At 57.6% G+C, this 21,971-nt stretch carries 17 protein-coding genes and 9 pseudogenes; 15 read left to right on the plus strand and 11 right to left on the minus strand.

Annotated features, from left to right (window positions below):
- Position 1: 1 nt before the first annotated feature.
- From JZM24_RS18405 to JZM24_RS05020, 10 genes and pseudogenes are all read right to left on the minus strand, one after another.
- Positions 2-517: an LLM class flavin-dependent oxidoreductase gene (locus JZM24_RS18405; RefSeq protein WP_312884914.1), complete on the minus strand. Its 516-nt coding sequence runs from the start codon at positions 515-517 to the stop codon at positions 2-4.
- 415 nt (positions 518-932) lie between these two features.
- Complete coding sequence (locus JZM24_RS04995) at positions 933-1,841, minus strand: amino acid ABC transporter permease (protein ID WP_215668839.1); 909 nt, start codon at positions 1,839-1,841, stop codon at positions 933-935.
- 154 nt (positions 1,842-1,995) lie between these two features.
- Positions 1,996-2,658 (minus strand): annotated as a pseudogene (locus JZM24_RS05000) (amino acid ABC transporter ATP-binding protein).
- 45 nt (positions 2,659-2,703) lie between these two features.
- Positions 2,704-2,853 carry an SDR family oxidoreductase gene (locus JZM24_RS19095; protein ID WP_312884915.1) on the minus strand — a complete coding sequence of 50 codons (150 nt, stop codon included), beginning with the start codon at positions 2,851-2,853 and terminating at the stop codon, positions 2,704-2,706.
- Positions 2,796-3,467, minus strand: a complete 672-nt coding sequence (locus tag JZM24_RS05005) for an SDR family NAD(P)-dependent oxidoreductase (protein WP_281418181.1) — start codon at positions 3,465-3,467, stop codon at positions 2,796-2,798. The genes JZM24_RS19095 and JZM24_RS05005 overlap by 58 nt, the downstream gene beginning before the upstream one ends.
- Positions 3,464-4,354 carry an FAD-binding protein gene (locus JZM24_RS18410; RefSeq protein ID WP_312884916.1) on the minus strand — a complete coding sequence of 297 codons (891 nt, stop codon included), beginning with the start codon at positions 4,352-4,354 and terminating at the stop codon, positions 3,464-3,466. Before JZM24_RS18410 ends, JZM24_RS05005 begins: the two co-directional genes overlap by 4 nt.
- 23 nt (positions 4,355-4,377) lie before the next feature.
- A complete protein-coding gene (locus JZM24_RS18415) occupies positions 4,378-4,779 on the minus strand; it encodes an FAD-dependent oxidoreductase (protein WP_246579883.1) in 402 nt (133 codons plus the stop codon).
- Complete coding sequence (locus JZM24_RS18420; RefSeq protein WP_246579884.1) at positions 4,734-5,054, minus strand: FAD-binding protein; 321 nt, start codon at positions 5,052-5,054, stop codon at positions 4,734-4,736. Before JZM24_RS18420 ends, JZM24_RS18415 begins: the two co-directional genes overlap by 46 nt.
- A gap of 123 nt (positions 5,055-5,177) precedes the next feature.
- Positions 5,178-5,987: an ABC transporter substrate-binding protein gene (locus JZM24_RS05015; RefSeq protein WP_246579885.1), complete on the minus strand. Its 810-nt coding sequence runs from the start codon at positions 5,985-5,987 to the stop codon at positions 5,178-5,180.
- Between the two features lie 402 nt (positions 5,988-6,389).
- On the minus strand, positions 6,390-6,725 hold the full coding sequence (locus JZM24_RS05020; RefSeq protein ID WP_215668840.1) for a DUF2002 family protein: 336 nt from the start codon (positions 6,723-6,725) through the stop codon (positions 6,390-6,392).
- A gap of 197 nt (positions 6,726-6,922) precedes the next feature.
- On the opposite strand from JZM24_RS05020, the gene JZM24_RS05025 reads away from it, so the two are divergent.
- From JZM24_RS05025 to mprA, 13 genes and pseudogenes are all read left to right on the plus strand, one after another.
- On the plus strand, positions 6,923-7,258 hold the full coding sequence (locus tag JZM24_RS05025) for an ElaB/YgaM/YqjD family protein (RefSeq protein WP_215668841.1): 336 nt from the start codon (positions 6,923-6,925) through the stop codon (positions 7,256-7,258).
- A 315-nt stretch (positions 7,259-7,573) separates the two neighbouring features.
- A complete protein-coding gene (locus JZM24_RS05030) occupies positions 7,574-7,750 on the plus strand; it encodes a glutaredoxin domain-containing protein (protein WP_215668843.1) in 177 nt (58 codons plus the stop codon).
- Between the two features lie 71 nt (positions 7,751-7,821).
- Positions 7,822-8,229: a class Ib ribonucleoside-diphosphate reductase assembly flavoprotein NrdI gene (gene nrdI / locus JZM24_RS05035; RefSeq protein WP_215668845.1), complete on the plus strand. Its 408-nt coding sequence runs from the start codon at positions 7,822-7,824 to the stop codon at positions 8,227-8,229.
- A gap of 44 nt (positions 8,230-8,273) precedes the next feature.
- Positions 8,274-10,356: pseudogene (gene nrdE, locus JZM24_RS05040) on the plus strand (class 1b ribonucleoside-diphosphate reductase subunit alpha).
- A gap of 16 nt (positions 10,357-10,372) precedes the next feature.
- Positions 10,373-11,344 (plus strand): annotated as a pseudogene (gene nrdF / locus JZM24_RS05045) (class 1b ribonucleoside-diphosphate reductase subunit beta).
- A 788-nt stretch (positions 11,345-12,132) separates the two neighbouring features.
- Positions 12,133-13,335: pseudogene (gene proV / locus JZM24_RS05050) on the plus strand (glycine betaine/L-proline ABC transporter ATP-binding protein ProV).
- Positions 13,328-14,443: a glycine betaine/L-proline ABC transporter permease ProW gene (gene proW / locus JZM24_RS05055; RefSeq protein ID WP_215668846.1), complete on the plus strand. Its 1,116-nt coding sequence runs from the start codon at positions 13,328-13,330 to the stop codon at positions 14,441-14,443. The pseudogene proV and the gene proW overlap by 8 nt, the downstream one beginning before the upstream one ends.
- 67 nt (positions 14,444-14,510) lie before the next feature.
- Positions 14,511-15,497 carry a glycine betaine/L-proline ABC transporter substrate-binding protein ProX gene (gene proX / locus JZM24_RS05060; RefSeq protein WP_215668848.1) on the plus strand — a complete coding sequence of 329 codons (987 nt, stop codon included), beginning with the start codon at positions 14,511-14,513 and terminating at the stop codon, positions 15,495-15,497.
- Between the two features lie 59 nt (positions 15,498-15,556).
- Entirely contained in the window at positions 15,557-16,555 is a 999-nt protein-coding gene (proX, locus tag JZM24_RS05065; RefSeq protein WP_215668850.1) for a glycine betaine/L-proline ABC transporter substrate-binding protein ProX, read from the plus strand.
- 152 nt (positions 16,556-16,707) lie between these two features.
- Positions 16,708-17,532, plus strand: a pseudogene (locus tag JZM24_RS05070) (MFS transporter); the annotation flags it as partial.
- A pseudogene (locus JZM24_RS18425) lies at positions 17,512-17,910 on the plus strand (AzlC family ABC transporter permease); the annotation flags it as partial. The pseudogenes JZM24_RS05070 and JZM24_RS18425, both read left to right, overlap by 21 nt.
- Positions 17,911-17,927: 17 nt before the next feature.
- On the plus strand, positions 17,928-18,266 hold the full coding sequence (gene ygaH, locus JZM24_RS05075) for an L-valine transporter subunit YgaH (protein ID WP_215668852.1): 339 nt from the start codon (positions 17,928-17,930) through the stop codon (positions 18,264-18,266).
- 137 nt (positions 18,267-18,403) lie between these two features.
- Positions 18,404-18,922 carry a transcriptional repressor MprA gene (gene mprA, locus JZM24_RS05080; protein ID WP_215668854.1) on the plus strand — a complete coding sequence of 173 codons (519 nt, stop codon included), beginning with the start codon at positions 18,404-18,406 and terminating at the stop codon, positions 18,920-18,922.
- Between the two features lie 73 nt (positions 18,923-18,995).
- Here the strand turns inward: mprA and JZM24_RS05085 are convergent.
- A pseudogene (locus JZM24_RS05085) lies at positions 18,996-20,110 on the minus strand (tRNA/rRNA methyltransferase).
- A gap of 220 nt (positions 20,111-20,330) precedes the next feature.
- Here JZM24_RS05085 and trxC point away from each other — a divergent pair.
- Positions 20,331-20,771 (plus strand): annotated as a pseudogene (gene trxC, locus JZM24_RS05090) (thioredoxin TrxC).
- A 471-nt stretch (positions 20,772-21,242) separates the two neighbouring features.
- Positions 21,243-21,955, plus strand: a pseudogene (locus JZM24_RS05095) (tRNA-uridine aminocarboxypropyltransferase).
- The last annotated feature ends 16 nt before the right edge of the window (positions 21,956-21,971 follow it).

Genomic DNA, 21,971 nt, shown 5'->3' on the forward strand with positions numbered 1-21,971 from the left:
CTTAGCCGCGCCAGCCCGCGGTCATAAAGGGTGTCGCCCCCAAGTGCGCGAAGCGTTTGAGTACCTGCGGCTGCGTGGTGGTGAGATACAGCGGCGGTAGGGGCGATTGTAACGGGGTCAGCAGAAAATCGGTTTCTACCTGCTCCCCCTGCCAGGAGTCCGCAGCGGCGTGACCGTCGGTCAACGCGCGCTCGATAAAATCCCAGTGCGACAGCAGTAGCACGTTTCTCTGGCTAACATCCTGCCGGTAACGCTCAAATTCGTAAGCCTGATAGCCGCTGCCGATGCCCAACACCAGACGCCCTTCCAGCAAGCGATCCACCAGCGCGATTTCCTGCGCCAGGCGCATCGGCTCATAGAGCGGCAAAACGACAACCGCGGTCCCCAGCCGGATACGTCGGCTATAACCCGCCATATGGGCGGCCATCAGTAACGGCGAAACGCTAATGGAATAGTTGGTAAAATGGTGCTCGGCGAACCAGGCGGTGGAAAATCCGATCTCCTCCGCCAATGACACTACTGCGCGTATCCTGGATAACGCCCTGTATTCAGCGCGCATTGTCTTTATAAGACATCAAATTAAATAATCCTAATTCCATGCCAGCTCCAGGTCAGCAAAAGGGCTATTGCGCCGGCCGGTTTTATCCCCAGCGGCATTTATTTCCAACGGCGAAAAATGTCAACCGCGGGACCTTATTCGGCGCAAAAAAAGTCCGCGCCGGCGTTTTTTTTCGCCATCGCATCCGGCGAATATCACCGTTTCCCGCCGGACATTGCCCGGCGCACATTAATTTTCCGATAACCACTTCCGACGCGGGCATTGCTATCCGACCTTTAATCTGCGCCTGAATAAACTTTATTCTGGCGACCATACCCGTAGGGGTAATCCCTACGCTCGCCTTTCGCCGGCAGGGTTTATTTCCCGGTCATGGTCAGGCCGATGCGTCGCGTTGGCTGCGGCGGAAATATTTTTCAATTCGCGACTGAATAGCGCTTAACAGCGTCGTTGCCGCCAGATACCAAATACAGCAAACGATAAGCAAAGGGATATTCTCAAACGTGCGCGAATAAATGGACTGGGCGGAATAAAGCAGATCCGAGAGTGAAATCACACTCACCAGCGAAGTGGTTTTCAGCATACCGATCACCTGATTACCGGTGGGCGGGATGATGAACGGCACCGCCTGCGGCAGAATAACCCGGCGCAGCCAGAGTCCCTGCTTCATGCCCAGCGCCAGCGCCGCCTCCTGCTGGCCGCTGTCCACGGACGAGATGCCGCCGCGAATAATTTCCGCCATGTAGGCCGCCTCATTGAGCCCCAATCCGAGGATCGCCGCAGTGTAAGGGGTGATCAGGTCATTCATGCTGCCCTCATACAGCGTGAATAGATGAGGGATGCCGATAAACACCTGCGGATACAGCGCCGCCAGGTTGTACCAAAAAATCAGTTGCACCAGCACCGGCGTGCCGCGAAAAAACCAGATGTAGCCGCCGCTGCACCAGGCGAGCAGCGGGTTACTCGCCAGCCGCATGGCAGCGATGACCACCCCGAGTACGATGGCCAGCAGCATAATGACCACCGTCAGCCACAGGGTGACCCATAGCCCGCTCAAAATAATGGGCGAAAACAGGTAGCGCCCCACCACCGGCCAGGCAAAATTGTCATTCATCACCACCGAACGCACCAGCAGTATCAACAGCAGCGCCAGAACGCCGGTGGTTATCCAGCGCCACGGGTAACGCTTCGCCACCACCGTCATCCCATCGTGTGGAAACGGCGCGGCGGGGGAACGGTCGCCCCGCCCTGGGCGGCTGATGCGATAGGACTGATTATCTGTCATGGGATCTCTCTTCAACATCAGGAGCATAACAAGCCAAGATAATCAGTTAATTAATAATATGCTCTTGCCAAACTGGCCTGTCAATACTGCAAAAAAGGATATTTAATCGGTCAGTTAACTTAAAAATCATATTTTTCATCTTGATAGGTTATTATCACGAAGACAAATACTTTGCCAAGAATGCCCGGGTACGCGGATGCTGCGGCGTATGAAACAGCTCGTCGTGGGAGCGCTGTTCGATAATCGAACCGTTGTCCATAAAAGCGACCCTGTCGCCCACCTCCCGGGCGAAATCCATTTCGTGAGTCACCACGACCATCGTCATCCCCTGCTTCGCCAGATCTTTCATCACGTCCAGCACCTCCCCAACCAGCTCGGGATCGAGCGCGCTGGTCGGTTCATCAAACAGCATCAGGCTGGGCTTCATCGCCAGGGCGCGCGCCATACCCCGCACCCGGAGCGGCGCTTCAATCACATTTTACAACGCCGTCATGTGGCTGAACAGATTAAAGCGCTGGAAAACCATGCCGATGCCGGCGCGGCGCCGGGCGATTTCCGTCTCATTCAATTCAATGAGTTTCTCGCCGTACTGACGGTAGCCCATCAATTCACCGTCCACATACAGGGCGCCACCGTCGATTTTTTCCAGGTGATTAATGCAGCGCAGGAAGGTCGATTTCCCGGAGCCGGAAGGCCCTATCAGGCAAACCACCTCGCCGCGCTGCACCGTCATGTCCACCCCTTTGAGAATTTCGTTGCCGTGAAACCGCTTTATCACCTGATAGGCGGCCACGGAGGGTGTCGCTGTCCCCGTCATACTTCCCCCTCGTCGCGTTGCTTAACCGGACCGGCTGACCACACGCTAGACCATCATGTACCAGGTACACTGCGCACCGCCATCCACCGCCAGCATGTGGCCGGTAACATAGCCGGCGCTGGCGGACAGTAAATATTTCACCGCGCCGGCGACCTCCTCCGGCAACCCCGCGCGCCTAAGCGGCAAACGGGCCACTTCCGCCGCCAACGCCGGCTCATGCTGCTCCAGGGCGTATCGTCACGAACGGGCACGGGACTGACGCCATTGACCCGAATACCGTAAGGCGCCCACTCTACCGCCATCTGGCGCGTGAGATTGATAATCGCCGCTTTCGCCGGGCCATAGGCGCCGGCGCCGGGATAACAGCGATGGGCAGAGGCGCCGGCAATATTGACAATGCCGCCGCCTCCCGCCGCGCGCATCACTTTCGCCGCTTCGGTGGCAACCACGAAGCTGCCGGTAAGATTCACGCGCACCACCCGGTGCCATTCATCGTCCGCCACACTCAACAACGCTCCCGTGCCGTTCGCACCGGCATTATTGACCAGCATGTCGATACGACCTAAGCGCGACCCGATGTCCTCAATGGCGCTGGCGACCTGGACGCGCTCGGCGATATCCGCGTACCAGGCCTGCGCCCGGATTCCCCGGTCACGCAGCCCCTGCACCGCCCGTTCTCCTGCCGTGCGATCGCCGCGTAATAGCAATGCAATATCGGCGCCATCCTGCGCCAGCGATATGGCCCGGCCGATCCCTTTCGATCCGCCGGTAATCAGCGCGACGCGGCCGCTGAATTCGCCTCGATTCATGTTTCCTCCGCTAAGGGTATGGGCGGCTTGCCCCTGGCCTGTTGCGCCAGCGTACGGCCGCAGATGTAGCCCCAGGTCAAATTCGGCCCCAACGTGGTTCCCGCACCGACGGCGCGGCTGCCTATCGGGTTCGCCATGGCAACGCCGGCGCAGAACAGACCAGGGATCACGGCGCCATTCTGATGCACGACCCGGCCGAATTCATCGGTGCGCGGTCCCCATTTGGTCGCCAGATAAGTGCTGTTAAACGGCACGGCGATAAAGGGCCCGCGCTGGATGGCCCGCAGGCCGACGTGGAAGCGGCGATCGCCGTTGGCGTGGCTTACGCTTTGCTCGCGGTGAAAATCTTCATCCACGCCCTGACGGCAAAACTGATTAAAGCGCGCGACGCTGCGCGTGAGAGACTCGGACGGCAGGCCGAGGCGCTGCGTCAATGCTTCAAGCGTGGCGGCCCGACGCAGCCAGCCTGGGTTGCGCACGGCGCAGGCAAGCACCAACGGTGCCCGCCACAGCAGGCGGACATCGGAAATCAGCCACGCCGGCAGGTGGGCCGGCGGCCCTTGCGGGTATTCCCGCTCATCCAGCATCTCCCCCAGATTGAAGGTGAATTCATTGGTAAGGCGCTCACCATGACGGTTCACCAGGATGACGTTGTGCTCATACTGAAAAAAGACCGACAGTCCGTAGCGTTGCCCTTCATAAAGGGCGGGCAGCGCGCCGGTGATCAACGCCTGATCCATATGGGCCAGCCGCGCGCCGATAGCTTCGGCCATGCGGTGGGCGTCCCCTTCGTTGGTGTGCGGGCTGGAGATATAGTCGAAAGGCCAGGGAAAATGCCGGCTGCGGCGCATGGCATCCCATTCAAACCCGCCGCTGGCCAGTACCACTCCGTGGGCGGCGTTAACCTGCGTTAAACGCCCCTCCCGGCTAAACCAGGCTTAATCACCCCGCCATCGGCGGAATGATTAAGCCGTTCGACCCGCGCTGCGGTCTCCAGACGGCAACCGTGCGCCAGGCAACCCGCGAGCAGCCCGGTAATCAGCGCAGCGCCTTTGGTGCGGGCGCCGGTCAGCCATCGCCAGACGATTCGCGGCGCAAGCCGCAGCGCGACGCGCAGCGGATAGTGATAGGGATCGTCGCCGATAACCTCCTGGTAGATATACACATGGGGCAGCGGCGAGCGCCGCAGCCGCAGCGGCGCGGTGGTGACCATCCGGCCAAAGGTTTTCCCCCCGGCGTTGCCGTCCAGCGGGTCGCCCTCGGTGGTTAATTGGAAGCGCAGCGGCGTATGCCGTTCGAGAAAGTCGAGCATCGCTGGCGCGCAGATAGGTCAACGCCTCCGCAGTGCTGTCCTGTACCCCCCTGCGCCAGGGCATGATGATTCGCCGGCACCCACACCGCGCCGCCGGACATCGCCGTGGTACCGCCGACGGTGGCAGCTTTTTCCACGATCAACACCTTAAGGCCAGCCACCGCTGCGGTAAGGGCGGCGCTGAGCGCCGCGCCGCCGGAGACGACCACCAGGACGTCGCAGTGTTGAGTGTCATCCGCCTGCGGCGCGGCGTTATCAACGTGTTGGTTCATCATCCGTGCGCGCTTATTTCATCGGCCGGGTGCTGAACAGATTGATGCCGGGCTGCTCCAGCATCACCGGTTGCAGATCCCATTTACGCATAATGCGTTCGTATTCACCGTTACGCCACAGGACGTTCAATGCGCCGAGCAGCGCCTGCGCCCCAGCGCCAGCGCCAGCGCCAGCGCCAGCGCCGTATTTTCTTTCTGCACCACGATGCCGAGATAGTATTTGGGCAGCAGCGACATCGCGACTGTGCGAATTGGCCGCGGCGCCACTTTTTTGATCTCGGCGGCCGCCGTGGCATCGTTTAGAACAAAATCGATGCGGCCGGCGTAAAGTGCCAGCAGTACCGCATCGGCGGACTGAAGGCGGGTAATCGCGATTGCCGCTTTGCCGTTGTTGCTGCAATTCGGGTTCAGGATGTCGGTAACGGCGTGCTCGAAATCAGTACCGGCCTGGACGCCGACCTTCAGGCCGCACAACGTCAGCGGATCGGTGGTAATGCTTTTATTCTCGGCCAGGGTATAGACTTCGTTGGTGGCATAGGCATAGTTGACGAATGACACTTGCTGTTCGCGTTCCGCGCTATCGGAGATGCATTCCATCGCCATGTCATAGCGCCCGCTTTTCACCCCGGGGATCAGGCCGGCAAAATCAATGGACACCGGTTTAATCTCGGCGCCCAGCACCTTACCCATGGCGTTCCATAAATCCGGTTCAAAGCCGATCATCGTTTTATTATCTTCCGCAAACACCTCACAGGGCGGATAGTGAGCATCGGTCACCAGATTGATGACGCCGCTGCTTTTGATCTTGGCCGGCAGCTTGTCATGCAGACCGGCATCGACACTGAGCGTGGCCGTCTGCGCGCCCTGCGCCTGGCTTACCAGCCATAAACCGCTGCAGAGCAGCGCTGTCTGAAAGAGTGCGACGATTTTTTTCATGCTTGCTACTCCCGAAACGGTATCATTTCTTGCATTCCCCTGAGGGAATGAACCTGCCGCCGGCAAACTCCCCAGCAATCCGCGCGCGGCTAGGCAGATTTGCAACTCCCGTGCCAAAATTAACTAATCAATTAATTAAGCATTAGCGCCGCTGCGCGCAGTTTTCAGGCGGTTTAGTCAGCCGGTTTTCAGCGGTTTTGCTAAACGCCAGGCGGCGAGAGGAAGGGAGCAAACCGGTGTTAATATGTGCAGCGACGGTGCAAGGTCGCCGATTTTTTCATCAATTCAGTGCAAATGCGCGCGGGTATCTGCGTGAGAATGGCGGCGCTTACCGACCGCGATATTACGGCCGGAAGGGGCGACCCGCCGTCAAGGTGAGCGGGAGCTCAGGCGATCATAAGATCAATTGAACATTTTTTGCAGATAACGGGCGAGGGGAGCACGCGAGCTAAAACCGTGGGGAATACCGTAGTGGCTATCCGGCTGGCCTTCAGGATCCGGCGGAAAAGCCTGATAGCTCACACTGGCGCGTACCGGTGAGGTGGGATCGGCGAACAGGCTGCTTTTATCGCGCAGTGAGGGATGAACCACCAGCGCGGTCCTGCCCAGTCTGGCCTCGCGATTAACATAGACATAGTGGTGACCTTTACGGTAACCGTAGCTTTGTCGGGTAATGGTGTCCCGCTCAAAGACGGAATTTTCCAGTTCGCGCGCTACTTCATCGGGTCTTAAATACATTATTTGTCCTCTCTTCAGTCACGGTGAAGTGATCACAGCTAATGTAATCGGTCAGGTGGGGTGAGATAAGCTGCACTCCCGACTTTCAGAATAATCCAAAAAGCTGAAACTTTCCCGTTGCGTCCGGTGCGATGTCGCCGCTTGAAATCCAAAATAGGTCTATAATTAAACAACCTACTTTTGTACAGGAGAAACACATGTTTACCAAAACCGAAAAACAGGACGTCCAATTGGATTTTAAAGACGATGTTTCTCTGCTGTCTGATACTCTGGATTCACTGCTGAAAACCACCGATAAGACCACCCAGGACGAACTCAGCGACCTGAAGGCGAAAGCCCGGCGCGCATTGCGCGATACCAGCGCCAAACTGAACGGCAATAGCCGGATTAGTCAATACGCCCGCGATGGCGCGCAATATGCCCATGATGCCGCGGTGCAAACCAAAAACTTTGTGGTAGAAAAACCTTGGCATAGCCTGGGCATCACCACTGCGGTAGGCATTGTTGTAGGCGTATTGTTAGCGCGCCGTTAATCTGCAAGCGCACCGGTTTCCATAGTATCCGGGACCGATAACGCGCAGGGGGTCAGACAGGCCAGGTGAAAAAATTTTTTCACCGCCCTTCTTCCCGTTTTTGACATCGATAAACCCGCTCCAGGCCTGGAGCGGGTTTTTTATTTGTTTTTTTTTACTCAGCCACTGGCATCCTTCGCCAAGTATTACTATATATTGTATGGTTGATATGATTTATATCTAGATATAGTATGCATTACATGTTCAGCACTACAACGCGGCGGCGGCGCTCTCGCAAGCCCGCAACGATTTTACTGTGAGAGGTAAATACGAATCATGACCATTACTATTTACACTAAACCTGATTGTGTCCAATGTCACGCCACCTGCCGCGCGCTTGACCGTAAAGGCATCGATTACCGGCTGGTCGATCTGCTGGACGACGAACAGGCGCTGCATCATGTACGGGCGCTCGGTTATCAGCAGGTCCCGGTCGTGCAGACCCCGCAGTAGCACTGGAGCGGTTTCCGCCCGGACAAAATCAGTCTGCTGTCCGCCAGTGCCATTCCGGCTTAAGGCGCGGTATGACCGCGCTGGTCTATTTTTCCAGCAGTTCAGAGAGTACGCACCGCTTCGTCAGCAAATTAGGGCTGCCGGCGCTGCGTATCCCTCTTGAAATGCGCGAGAGTGTGAAAGCGGATGCCCCCTATATTCTCATTTTACCGAGCTATGGCGGCGGCTCGACGCGCGGTGACGTACCCCGCCAGGTCATCCGTTTTCTCAACGATCCGTTAAACCGTTCCTTATTGCGTGGCGTCATTGGTGCCGGCAACCGGAACTTTGGTGCGGCCTTCTGTATGGCGGGCGATATCGTCGCCAAGAAATGCCAGGTTCCCCTGCTCTACCGTTTTGAGCTATTGGGAACGGCGGAAGATGTCACACAGGTACGAAAGGAAGTGACCGAATTTTGTCAGCGACAGAACTTAGCATAATCGAACCCGCGTTACAGGCGCTGGATTACCATGCCCTCAATGCCATGCTCAACCTGTATGATGAGGCGGGCCACATCCAGTTCGATAAGGATCATCTGGCGGTGGAAGGCTACCGGCAGCAGCATGTGCTCCCGAACAGTCGCACCTTCCCCTCTCTTGAGCAAAAGTTGCAAGGCCTGGTCGACGAGGGATATTACGAAGCTAAGGTGCTGGCGTCCTACAGTCAGGCGTTTATCGCGTCGCTGTTCGCCGAAGCCCGCGCCCAACGATTTACGTTCCAGACCTTTATGGGCGCGCTGAAGTTTTGCACCAGTTATGCGCTGAAAAGCTTCGACGGCAAGCAGTATCTGGAGGATTTTTGAGGACCGGGTGTGCATGGTGGCGTTAACGCTGGCCGCCGGCGCGAAACCCTCGCCAGAGCCATGATGGCGGAGATGCTTTCCGGTCGATTCCAGCCCGCGACGCCTACCTTCCTCAATTGCGGCAAACAGCAGCGTGGAGAGTATGTCTCCTGCTTTTTGCTGCGTATTGAAGACAATATGGAGTCGATAGGCCGGGCGGTGAATGCCGCGATCCAGCTGTCCAAGCGCGGCGGCGGCGTGGCGTTTATGTTGACCAACCTGCGCGAAGCGGGCGCCCATATCAAGCGAATCGAGAATCAATCGTCCGGGGTGATCCCGGTAATGAAAATGCTTGAGGACGCCTTTTCCTATGCCAATCAGCTCGGCGCGCGCCATGGCGCGGGCGCCGTCTATTTGCACGCCCATCATCCTGATATTCTGCGCTTTCTGGACACCAAACGCGAAAACGCCGACGAGAAAATCCGCATTAAAACCCTGTCGCTGGGGGTGGTGATCCCGGATATCACTTTTCAGCTGGCGCGGGACAACCAGCCGATGTATCTCTTTTCGCCTTATGACGTGGAGCGTATTTACGGTCAGCCGTTCTCCCAGCTGGCGATTGGCGAACACTATCACGAAATGGTGGCGGATAAGCGGATCCGCAAGACCGCCATCAACGCGCGCGCCTTTTTCCAAACGCTGGCCGAAATCCAGTTTGAGTCCGGCTATCCCTACATGATGTTTGAGGATACGGTTAATCGCGCCAACCCCATCGCCGGGCGCATTAATATGAGCAATCTGTGCTCGGAAATTTTGCAGGTCAACAGCGCCACCGAGTACAACGAAGATTTGAGCTACCGTCAAGTGGGTCGTGATATTTCCTGTAATCTTGGCTCGTTGAATATTGCGCGTACCATGGACTCGCCCGATTTCGGCCACACAGTAGATACCGCCGTGCGCGCCCTGACGGCGGTGTCAGACATGAGCCAAATCGGTTCCGTGCCCTCAATAGCCGAAGGAAATCAGCACTCCCACGCCATCGGCCTGGGCCAAATGAACCTGCACGGTTATCTGGCGCGCGAGCACATTTACTATGGCAGCCCGGAGGCCATCGAATTTACCGATCTCTATTTTTATACCGTGACCTATTATGCGGTGCGAGCCTCCAACAGGCTCGCGATAGAGCGCGGACGCGCTTTCGGCGGTTTTGCGCAGTCACGCTACGCCAGCGGCGAGTATTTCACGCCGTATGTCAGCCAGCGCTGGGAGGCGAAAAGCTAGTGCGTGCGGCGTTTGTTCGCCAAAAGCTATATCCAGCTACCGACCCAGGAAGACTGGCGGGCGCTGGCGGAGAGCGTTAAACGACACGGGCTTTATAATCAAAACCTGCAGGCGGTGCCGCCCACCGGCTCCATTTCCTATATCAATCATTTGACCTCCAGCATTCATCCTATCGTCTCGCGTATTGAGATCCGCAAAGAGGGCAAAACCGGCCGGGTTTATTATCCCGCGCCGTATATGACCAACGAGAATCTGGACTATTACCAGGATGCTTATGAGATAGGGCCGGAGAAAATTATCGATACCTACGCCGCGGCCACCCGGCATGTCGATCAGGGGCTGTCGCTAACGCTTTTTTTCCGCGATACCGGCCACCACGCGCGATATCAACCGGGCGCAAATTTACGCCTGGAAAAAAGGCATTAAAACGCTCTATTACATCCGCATTCGCCAGCTGACGCTGGAAGGTACTGAAGTCGCCGGCTGCGTGTCGTGCGCCCTATAAGGTCAAGGAGAAAGCGATGACCCTCGAATCTACGCGTACACACGTCCAGGCGGTGAATTGGAACCGTATTCAGGACGATAAAGATCTGGAAGTCTGGAACCGTTTGACCGCCAATTTCTGGCTGCCTGAAAAATTACCGCTGTCCAATGACGTCCCGTCCTGGAACGCCCTATCCGCCCAGGAGCAACAGCTGACGATCCGGGTATTTACCGGCCTGACGCTGCTGGATACGGTGCAAAATACTCTCGGTGCGCCGGCGCTGATGGTCGACGCCCTGACGCCCCATGAGGAGGCGGTATTTTCTAATATCTGCTTTATGGAAGCGGTCCATGTCCGCTCCTACAGCTCGATATTCTCCACCCTCTGCTCCATGGCGGATGTGGACGCCGCTTATCGTTGGAGCGAGGAAAATGCGGCCTTGCAAAATAAAGCGGCAATCATTCTTCGTCATTATCAGGATAATGATCCGCTGAAAAAGAAAGTGGCCAGCGTATTTCTGGAATCATTCTTATTCTATTCCGGATTCTATCTGCCGATGTATTATTCCAGCCGCGGCAAGCTAACCAATACCGCCGATTTAATTCGTTTGATTATTCGCGATTAAGCGGTCCACGGCTATTATATCGGCTACAAATTCCAGCGCGGTCTGGCGGCGGCGACGCCCGAGCGCCGTGAGGCATTGAAGCTGTTCGCCTATGATTTGTTGCAGGATCTCTACGAAAATGAGCTGGTCTATAGCGCCGCGCTTTACGACGACGTCGGCTGGACGGAGGACGTCACCGCGTCCTTGCATTATAACGCCAATAAAGCGTTGATGAATCTTGGCTATGAGGCGCTGTTCCCGGCCTCGATGACGGCGGTCAATCCCGCTATTCTCTCGGCCCTGTCGCCCAACGCGGATGAGAACCACGACTTCTTCTCCGGCTCGGGTTCATCCTATGTCATGGGTCGGGCGGTTAACACCGAAGATGAGGACTGGGCCTTTTAACGACTCTGGGGGCCTTTCGCATCAGTAACGAATTTGGCGAGGCGAGGCCTCCCTCGCCAGCGTGAATTCGGCCAGATGGAGACTTTCGCGTATGTGGTGAATTCGGTCAGGCGAAGTCTTTCGTGACAGTGGCGATTTCGGTCAGGTGAGGCTTTTCGCGACAGTGGCGAATTTTGACCGGCTGGCCGTCAGCATCGTGGCCGCCGATGCCCGGTTGGAGTGGCCGCGCGGGCTGCTCCGGGCGCCTTCCGCCGCGGCGCTCTCATTCCTATTCTTGCGTTAAATTCGGTCCATCAACCTTACTCCCAGACAGGCGAAAAACGCCATTGACTACTCATTTCCAGGCAGTCAACAAACGCCATTGGCTATTAATTTCCGACCAGGCAACAAATGGCATTGGCTATTATCCTGCCGCCATGGCTGGCGAGATACACCTCAATAATCTATCGCGCTGCCATGCATTTACGCCGGCACCGAATATGCGCAAAAAAGAGTCGATGATGGGGATAATATATATCCTCAAACATCCCTTCCGTACCGCTTAATGATGTAGATATCGTCATTCATACAGCGTCAATATAGTGCTTTTTTCATAAGACGATATTCGCCGCAAACCCTTGTCATCCGTAGTGGATCCGGCCGTAATAGGCCAATTCCGCGTCAGGAATATTCTGTTTTTGGGGCACTCAGGGGTTGTCTCAGAATCTCAGTATGTTAGGGTATAGGGAGTTTTATTTTTGGTCAGGATTATTTTATATAGTAGATGCACACGGGAAAATTATAATTTCATGGCAGTAAAACTTGAAGTAAAGAACCTTTATAAAATATTTGGTGAACACCCTGAGCGGGCGTTCAAATTGATTAACGCAGGGCAAGACAAAGACACGATATTTGCTAAAACCGGTCTGACGGTTGGCGTTAAAGATGCCAGTCTGGCCATTGAAGAAGGCGAGATATTCGTCATCATGGGATTATCCGGCTCGGGTAAATCCACTATGGTACTCCTTCTCAATCGTCTGATAGAGCCGACACGTGGGGAGGTGCTGATTGATGGCGAGAATATTGCCAAGATCGCCGATACCGCCCTGCGCGAGGTGCGACGTAAGAAAATCAGTATGGTGTTCCAGTCTTTTGCGCTGATGCCCTATTTGAATGTCCTGGATAACACCGCCTTCGGTATGATGCTTGACGGCATGCCGCTGCAGCAACGCCACGCCAAAGCGCTGGAAGCGCTGGCGCAGGTGGGTCTGGATCAGCATGCGCATTCCTGGCCCGACGAGCTTTCCGGCGGGATGCGTCAACGCGTCGGCCTGGCGCGCGCGCTGGCCATCAATCCCGATATTTTGCTGATGGATGAAGCGTTTTCAGCCCTCGATCCGTTAATTCGCACCGAAATGCAAGACGAACTTATCAAGCTGCAATCCCGCCACCATCGCACCATCATTTTTATCTCCCATGACCTTGACGAGGTGATGCGCATCGGCGATCGCATCGCCATCATGCAGGGGGGTGAGGTAGTGCAGGCTGGCACGCCGGACGAGATCCTCAATAACCCGGCCAATGACTATGTCCGCACCTTCTTTCGCGGCGTGGATATTTCGCAGGTCTTCAGCGCCAAGGATATTGCCCGTCGCCGGCCGGTAACCATGATTCGTAAAACCCCGGGCGTCGGCCCGCGCTCCGCGCTGAGGCTGCTGCAAGATGAGGATCGTGATTTCGGCTATGTGCTGGAACGCGGTTAGAAATTCATCGGCGTGGTTTCCATTGATTCCCTGAAAGCCGCCCTTTCCGCCAATGGCACGCTGGAAGACGCCTTGCTGGCAACGCCCGCCACCGTACCCGCAGAAACGCCGTTAAGTGAGTTGATTTCAACCGTCGCCAAGGCGCCCTGCGCCGTACCGGTCGTCGGTGAGGATAATCAATACATCGGCATAATTTCTAAAAGCATGTTGTTGCAGGCGCTGGATAAAGAGGGCATGAATAATGACTAATACCACGACCGACTCGTGGGCCGCGACCAACGCAGCGCCCGCCAATCAGGCCGCGAGCCAGGACGCCGCGAGCACGGCCGCAACGTCGGCTACCGATCCCTGGAGCAGCAGCGCGGCGCCCGCCCATGACGCGGCGCAGCAAGGCGCAGACTGGCTCAACAGCGGCCCGGCCGACGCGCCGGCGCATTTCAGCCTGCTCGATCCTTTCCACCAGACGCTGATTCCCCTCGATCGCTGGGTAACCGAAGGCATCGATTGGGTCGTGTTGCATTTCCGTCCGCTGTTTCAGGGCATCCGCGTCCCGGTGGATTTCATCTTAAGCGGCTTTCAGCATCTGCTGCTGGGCCTGCCGTCTCCGGTGGTGATGGTGATTTTCGCCTTACTGGCCTGGCAGATGTCGACGCTCAGTATGGGGGCCGCGACGCTTATGTCGCTGATTATTATCGGCGCCATCGGGGCCTGGTCACAGGCGATGGTAACGCTGGCGCTGGTACTCACGTCGCTGCTGTTCTGCGTCATTATCGGGCTGCCGCTCGGTATTTGGCTGGCGCGTAGCGTCAGAGCGGCGAAAATCATCCGTCCATTGCTGGATGCGATGCAGACGACGCCGGCATTCGTCTATCTGGTGCCGATCGTCATGTTATTCGGTATTGGTAACGTGCCCGGCGTCGTGGTCACAATCATCTTCGCCCTGCCGCCCATCGTGCGACTGACCATTCTCGGCATCAAGCAGGTGCCGGCGGATCTGGTCGAAGCCGCCGAGTCGTTCGGCGCCAGTCCGAGCCAGATGCTGTTCAAAGTGCAATTGCCGCTGGCCTTGCCGACCATCATGGCCGGCATCAATCAGACGCTGATGCTGGCGCTGTCGATGGTGGTTATCGCTTCGATGATCGCGGTCGGCGGTCTGGGACAAATGGTGCTGCGCGGTATCGGCCGCCTTGACATGGGGTTGGCCACCGTCGGCGGCGTCGGCATCGTGATCCTGGCGATTATCCTTGATCGGCTGACGCAGTCATTAGGCCGCGACAGCCGCAGCCGCGGCAACCATCTCTGGTATACCAGCGGTCCGCTCGTCCTGATAACCCGACCGTTTCGCCGTCAGGCCTAACCCTTTCCATAAGAGCAGGCCGCGGCACCGTACTCGCCGCGGCCCCCTTAAAGAAGAGGAATTCCCGATGCGTCATTACTTTATCTGGGCGCTAGCGCTCACTTCATTATTCGCCCGCTCGGTCTGTGCTGCCGCACTGCCCGGTAACGGTGTGGTTGTCAAACCGGTACAAAGTTCACTGGCGGAAGAAGCCTTCCAGACCGAGTTGGTCAATCGGGCGCTGGAAACACTGGGCTACGATGTTCAGCCCACCAACGAAGTGGATTACAACGTCGCTTACACCGCTATCGCCAACGGCGACGCCACCTATCTGGCGGTAAATTGGAAGCCCCAGATGGAAGAGATGTACGACAACGCCGGCGGCGATGGCAAATTTTATCGTCAGGGCACCTATATCGCCGGCGCCGCCCAAGGGTATTTGATCGATAAAAAGACCGCCGAGAAATACCATATCCGCACGTTGGATCAATTACGCGATCCCAAGCTTGCCAAGCTGTTCGACACCGATGGCGACGGCAAAGCGGATATCAGCGGCTGTAACCCCGGCTGGGTCTGCGCCAATGTTATTGATGAGCAGATCAAGGGGTTCAACCTGCAAGCCACGGTGACGCAAAATCAGGGCAACTATGCGGCGATCATCGCCGATACCCTCGCCCGCTACCACCAGGGCAAGCCCGTGCTATACTACACTTGGACGCCTTATTGGCTCAGCGCCGAACTGGTGCCGGGACGGGATGTCGTCTGGTTGCAGGTACCGCATTCCATCTATCCGGGCAATCAGGATACCCGGCTGCCTAACGGCAGCAACTACGGCTTCCCGGTCAACAACCAGCATATCGTCGCCAACAAAGCCTGGGCGCAGCAGAACCCGGCTGCCGCCAAGCTGTTTGCCGTCATGACCTTGCCGGTCGCCGATGCAAATGCGCAGAACCGGCAAATGCATCAGGGTGAAAATACCCCGCAGGCGATCTCCCGCCACGTGGATAGCTGGATTGCCGCGCACCGGCAGCAGTTCGACAGCTGGATAAGCGCGGCCGAAGCGGCGGCAGACTAACCTGGCGCCGCGGTCCGAACCGCGGCGTATTCTTACAACGACCAATACAAGGTAACCCCATGCGCAAGATAGGATTAGGAGCGTTCGCGCTCACCGCGGTTTTCGCCGCACAAACCACGTTTGGCGCCGAATTGCCGGGCAAAGGCATTCAGGTACAGCCGGTGCAAAGCACCATTACCGAAGAAACCTTCCAAACCTTGCTGGTGAATAAAGCCCTGGAAAAATTGGGCTACTCGGTCCAGTCGCCGCGCGAAGTGGATTACAACGTGGCCTATACTTCAATTGCCTCTGGCGATGCCACTTTCATGGCAGTGAACTGGGATCCATTACACGCGGATCAGTATCAGGCCGCCGGCGGCGACGCAAAGTTTTATCGTCAGGGTAATTATGTTGAAGGGGCGGCCCAGGGCTACCTTATCGATAAAAATACCGCCGAGAAGTATCACATCACCTCGATTGACCAGCTCAAAGATCCCAACATCGCTAAGCTGTTCGACGCCAACGGCGACGGCAAGGCAGATTTGTCGGGCTGTACGCCGGGATGGGGCTGTGAGGCGGTTATCAACCATCACATCAAGGCTTACGGACTGAGCGCCACGGTCGAACACAATCAAGGCAACTATGCGGCGATCATGGCCGATACCATCAGCCGCTTCAAAGAAGGGAAGCCTATTTTGTATTACACCTGGACGCCATACTGGGTGAGCGATGTGTTGGTACCGGGGCGTGATGTGGCGTGGCTGCAGGTGCCGTTCTCCTCGCTGCCGGGCGAGCAGAAAACGATCAGTACCAAGCTGCCTAATGGCGCCGATTATGGCTTCCCGGTCAACAGCATGCGCATCGTCGCCAATAAACAGTGGGCGGAGGCCAATCCGGCAGCGGCCAAGCTGTTTGCCATCATGAAGCTGCCGATTGCCGATATCAACGCGCAAAACGCGCGGATGCATCAGGGCGAAGCGCAAGAAGCGGATATCGAACGCCAGACCGATGGCTGGATCAAGGCGCATCAGGCGTTGTTTGACGGTTGGGTACACACCGCCGAAGCCGCCGCCAAGTAAGCGCGTCAGGAACCGGCCAGCAAGCCGGTACGGACGTCAGCCCGCGCCGGCGGGGTAAGGATGCCGGCGAAAAACAGGCGAGGGGGATTCACCCCTCGTCTTTTTGTTGTTAATCGGTAATAATACCCGCCCGTTGGTTAAACGAATCCTGAATGAAAACGTCCACAGATCACCCCAGCCTGAACCCGGCCTTAACACTCATTATGGCGATCGCTACCGGCCTCGCCGTTGCCAGTAATTATTATGCCCAGCCGCTGCTGGATGCCATCGCCAGGACCTACCAATTGGCGGGATTTATTGTCACGGCGGCGCAGCTTAGCTATGCCTGTGGCCTGATGTTCCTGGTGCCTCTCGGCGATAAATTTGAACGCCGCAGCATGATCGTGGTGATGTCGGTGTTGGCCGCGATCGGCATGGTCATTACCGCCTCAGCGCCGTCGTTGCCTGTTATGCTATTGGGAACCGCCCCGCCCTGACCGGCCTGTTTTCCGTGGTGGCGCAGATTTTGGTGCCGCTGGCCGCCTCGCTGGCCGATCCTGCCCGACGCGGCAAAGTGGTGGGCACCATCATGAGCGGCCTGCTGCTCGGCATTTTGCTGGCCCGAACTGCCGCCGGCGCGCTGGCGGATCTTGGCGGCTGGCAAACCGTGTATTGGCTGGCCAGCGCCTTAATGATTGTCATGGCGGTGATTATGTGGTTTGCCCTGCCGCGCTATAAGCAGTATTCCGATCTGAACTATCGCCAGTTGCTCGGATCGATATTTAGTATTTACCGGCATTCGCCGGTATTGCGCAACCGTGCTCTGCTGGGCTGTCTCAGTTTTGCCTGTTTTAGTAATCTTTGGACGTCCATGGCCTTCTTGCTGGCCGCGCCGCCGTTTCATTACAGCGAGTCGACGATCGGCCTGTTTGGCCCGGGTGGCCGCGGGCGCGCTCGCGGCCACCCGGGCCGGCACGCTGGCGCCCCGTAAAACCGCCCTCTGGGCGTTCGGTCTGACCGATGAGGTGTTTGCCGCTGCAATTAGCCGGCTTAGGCCGGGACCACCGCAGTTGGTCGGAGGACTGGATGATAGGCGTCGCGCTGTGCGCCTGGCTGTCGTGGGTGCTCGGTACGCGCTGGCGGGCGTGTGCTCCTGCAACGGCCTTCTCGACGACTGTCCCGCCGTGTCGGCGGCGCTGGGCTTTATGTTACCGGCGCTGTTCCTGAGTTTTCTGCTGGCCGCGTTCCAGCGGCGGCAAAGTCTGGTTTTGGCTGCCGCCCTGGTCGGCGCGCTGGCGGGACTGTGGCTGGTATCCATCCCCATGGCGATTCTGGGCGGCATCGGCGGCGGCTGTCTGGCGGCGCTGCTTGCGCCATGGCAGGAGGGCCGCCCGTGGGTAATACGGTATTTATCATTGCCTGCGTGGTCGGGACGGCAAATTTTCTGTTTCGCTGGTTACCGCTGCGTCTGGCAGGCAACGCCGGCCGCAGGCCGTTGCGCAATGGCCTGCTCGGCCGGGTGCTGGACAGTATCGGTATTGCCGCCATTTGCGCATTGCTGGTGGTGTCCTGCCTACCCGACATCATGCACGAACCTCAGCGCGCGTGGCCCGCGCTGGCGGGTTTTTTAACCTTGACGCTGCTATTTGGCCGCACCCGCAGCATTGTGATGGCAACACTGTCCAGCGCGTTGGTCTACGGTGTAGTATATAAGTGCTTGCTGATGTTTTGACCGGTCGCGTCGTGAGTGGGTAAATTAACATTACCTCAACACTTATATAGACGTCTAAACTTTCCAGCCTGACAATATTTACATGGGTGATTACATCAGTTATTATACAGTCTGCAACTAATGAGGTGCAGGTTACGATGGAAAGCTCGTTCACCCCGATTGAACAAATGTTAACGCTGCGTGCGCAGCAAAAAAGTGATTTTCCTTTGCAGGAAGTGCTCTTGACCCGTTTATGCATGCATATGCAGGGAAAATTGCTGGAAAATCGCAACCGTATGCTGAAAGCCCAAGGGATCAATGAAACCTTGTTTATGGCGCTGGTAACGCTGGAATCTCATGCTACCCGCAGTATTCAACCATCAGAACTGAGCTCGGCGCTGGGCTCATCGCGCACCAATGCCACCCGGATCGCCGATGAGTTGGAGAAGCGCGGTTGGATCGAGCGTAAAGAAAGCGAAAATGATCGCCGTTGTTTGCATCTGCATCTGACGGAGGCCGGCCAGGCGTTTCTGGATAACCTCTTGCCGCCGCAATATAACTGCCTGCTTTCCCTGTGGTCGACGCTCAATGAAGCGGAAAAACAGCAATTGGAAAGCCTGACCCGCAAGCTTTTGAATAAGCTGGACACGCTTATCGCGGAACAAGCTGTGCTGTAGTGCGTTAACCGCCTGCCCGGGTAAACGCCGCGAGAGATATCCCGCGGCGTTTTTTTGCGCCCTTACGCCGCCGCTAGCCGCGGTTTTGCCGCCACCATTCCGCCAGCAGAATACCGGCGCTGACGGACACATTCAAACTCGGCACCCGGCCGCTGCCGTTGATGGTCACCGCGATATCCGCCTGGGACAACACCGCTTCCGATAGCGCGCTGACTTCTTCTCCCAGTACCAGCACCGTCCGGGCAGGCATCTTCACCGTCGACAGCGACGTGCCGCCGTTACCGGTGAGGGTGACCACGGTGTAACCGGAACGCTGGAAACGCTGCAGGTCCTGCAACACATCGTCGCATTGTATGGCTTTGACGTGCTCAGCTCCCCCTTCCGCGGTGCGCACTGCGGCGCCGGAATCCAGCAGGGCGCTGTCGCTCACCATCACGCCATTTACACCGAAGTGGGCACAGCTGCGCAACATCGCACCGAGATTGTGAGGATTACTCACCTGCTCCAGCGTCAGCACGCAATCCTGTTGTTGCGCCGCGGCGGCAGCCAGATATCCGTCGGCATCAAGGCCGGCGCGCTTTTTAATCAGAAAACAGACGCCGCCATGGTGCTCGGTGCCAGAAGCTTTGGCCAGCTCATCGTCTTCCACCACGTGATAAGCTTTACGATTGGCCGCCATCCAGCGCAGCGCATCGCGAAACCGCGGCGTCACCGCTTGCTCAAACCAGGCCCAGACAATCGCGTCCGGCCGGTTGCGAAACAGCGCCTGACAGGCATTTTCACCGTAGACACGGGTTTCTTCGGCGCGCTGGCGGCGTAATTGTTCGGGATCAATCTGACTTTTGCCGCTGATCCCACCATGATCCGGCACGGCGGCGTCATCGCCGGCGTAAAAGGTCTTCCACGGCGAATCCGGCGCGTCGCCGCGCGCACGCCGCTATCGTCGCGGGACGGGGAGTCCTGACGGGCGTGACGCGCCGCCTCACCCGAGGCACGGTCGGCACGGTCGCCGCCGCGGGCGCCGGAGGTGTTCCACGGACTACGTCCCTCACTGCGCTGGTCGCCCCTGCGATCGTCAGCGGAGGCGCGCGAGGATGGGCGGCGCGTTTGCTCCTGCTCTTCCTCTTTACGCACATACATCACGCGGACTTTGCCGTTTTTGCCCTTTAACGAATCGTTATCGCTCATATTGCCCTCCCCCCTCTGATGGGCGCGAAGATTACCCCATCTCCATCCATATAGCTACCGGGTTAAGGTAAAAGCCGGCAACTATCAAAACCATTGAACAAATCATTTTGTCACCCGGTATTTCTTTTACCATACTTTGACAACTTACCCATTAAAAGCGCGCGTGTCATCGGTCGGAAAAGTCTCCGGCCCGGCAAACTCGCTTATCAGAGGCAACATTATGAATACGGTTTGTGCATCCTGCCTGGCAACCAATCGCCTGCCGGACGATAGGATTAATGATGACGCCAATTGAGGCCGGTGTGGCGAACCGTTACTGGACGGAACGGTTGTCCACGCCACGGCCGCCACCCTGGACAAACTGCTGCAAGACGATCTGCCCGTCGTTATCGATTTCTGGGCGCCGTGGTGCGGCCCCTGCGTCGGCTTCGCGCCGGTTTTCGATGCTGTCGCCGGCGAACGTCGCGATAAGGTGCGCTTCATCAAGATTAATACCGAAGCCGAGCCGACGCTGAGCAGCCGTTTCGGCATTCGCAGTATTCCTACCATTATGTTGTTCAAGCAGGGACAAAAAGTGGACTCGCTGCACGGCGCCATGCCCAAAGCGCCCTTCGAGGAGTGGCTGGATGAAGGACTCTACCTGCAAGGCACCACCTCGTGAGACGCGCGCGGCGCGCCTGACTACTCCCCTGAGCGCCGCGCGTGACTTACCCGCGCGGTGGTGCAGTCCACTCGCCTGCTGAGGTTGCCGCCAGCGGTTCTCTGGTAACGCGGGACAGCGCGGGCGGTTCCGCCACCCGGGTTCTGCTCAGGGTCCGCCCTATGTGCGATGCCGCAGAGAGTTGCCATGGTCTGCGATGCCGCAGAAGGTTGCCATGGTCTGCAATGCCGCAGAAGGTTGCCATGGTCTGCGATACCGCAGAAGGTTTCCATGGTCTGCGATGCCGTAGAAGGTTGCCATGGTCTGCGTTGCCACAGACGGTCGTGATAATATACGTTGCCGCAGGGGGGCGCCACCGGAGTTAAATGCTACCCAGACCTGCGCCACCACGGCGGCAAGCAGGCAAAAAGCGTTACCCTTCACCTGAGCGCTCCGGTACACTCGTCCTCTTTTGACACCGCCGAACTTCCCATTACCCAAAACGCCGTTCTGGCCTTGCGCCAATTCCGTTTGCAGCAATCGACGCGTCCGTTTCGCGCCCGCGGCTGCCGCGTGCTGCGTGATGCGCTGCGAGCATTGCCTGCTGCCGCGCCGGCTCTGTTTATGCTCTACCATTATGCCGCAGCAGGCCAGCAGTCGGTTTTGTCTGGTGATGTTCGATGCCGAACCCTTGAAACCCAGCAATACCGGCCGGTTAATGGCCGACATTCTGCCCACCACGCAGGCGTTTCTCTGGTCACGTACTGAACCGGATCCGGCCATGCTGGCGGCGGTGGCCGATTCGGGCCGTCAACCTTATGTGGTGTTTCCCGCCAGCCATACGCCGGCCGGGCGGCAGGTCGTCAACCATATCCTGCCCGATGCCGCGGCCGCCGCTGTTTATCCTGCTGGACGGTACCTGGCCCGAGGCGGGCAAAATGTTCCGCAAAAGCCCGTGGCTGACGCAGTTTCCGGTATTGTCGCTGGCATTGCCCAGCGAGTCGCAATATGGCCTGCGCGGCAGCCATGGCGCGGGACACCATTGCACCGCGGAGGTGGCCGCCGCGTTGCTCATGCAGACGTGGTATCACGCCGCCGCTAACACACTGATGGCCCATTTTGCGCTCTTTCGTCATCGTTATATGGCCGGCAAATCCCACGCGCCGCGCGGATTGTCCCCCGCCGTCACAGCAGAAATGGAATAAAACGCGTACACTTATC

Origin of the sequence: Candidatus Sodalis endolongispinus, assembly GCF_018777395.1 — a bacterium.
GTDB lineage: Bacteria > Pseudomonadota > Gammaproteobacteria > Enterobacterales > Enterobacteriaceae > Sodalis_B > Sodalis_B endolongispinus.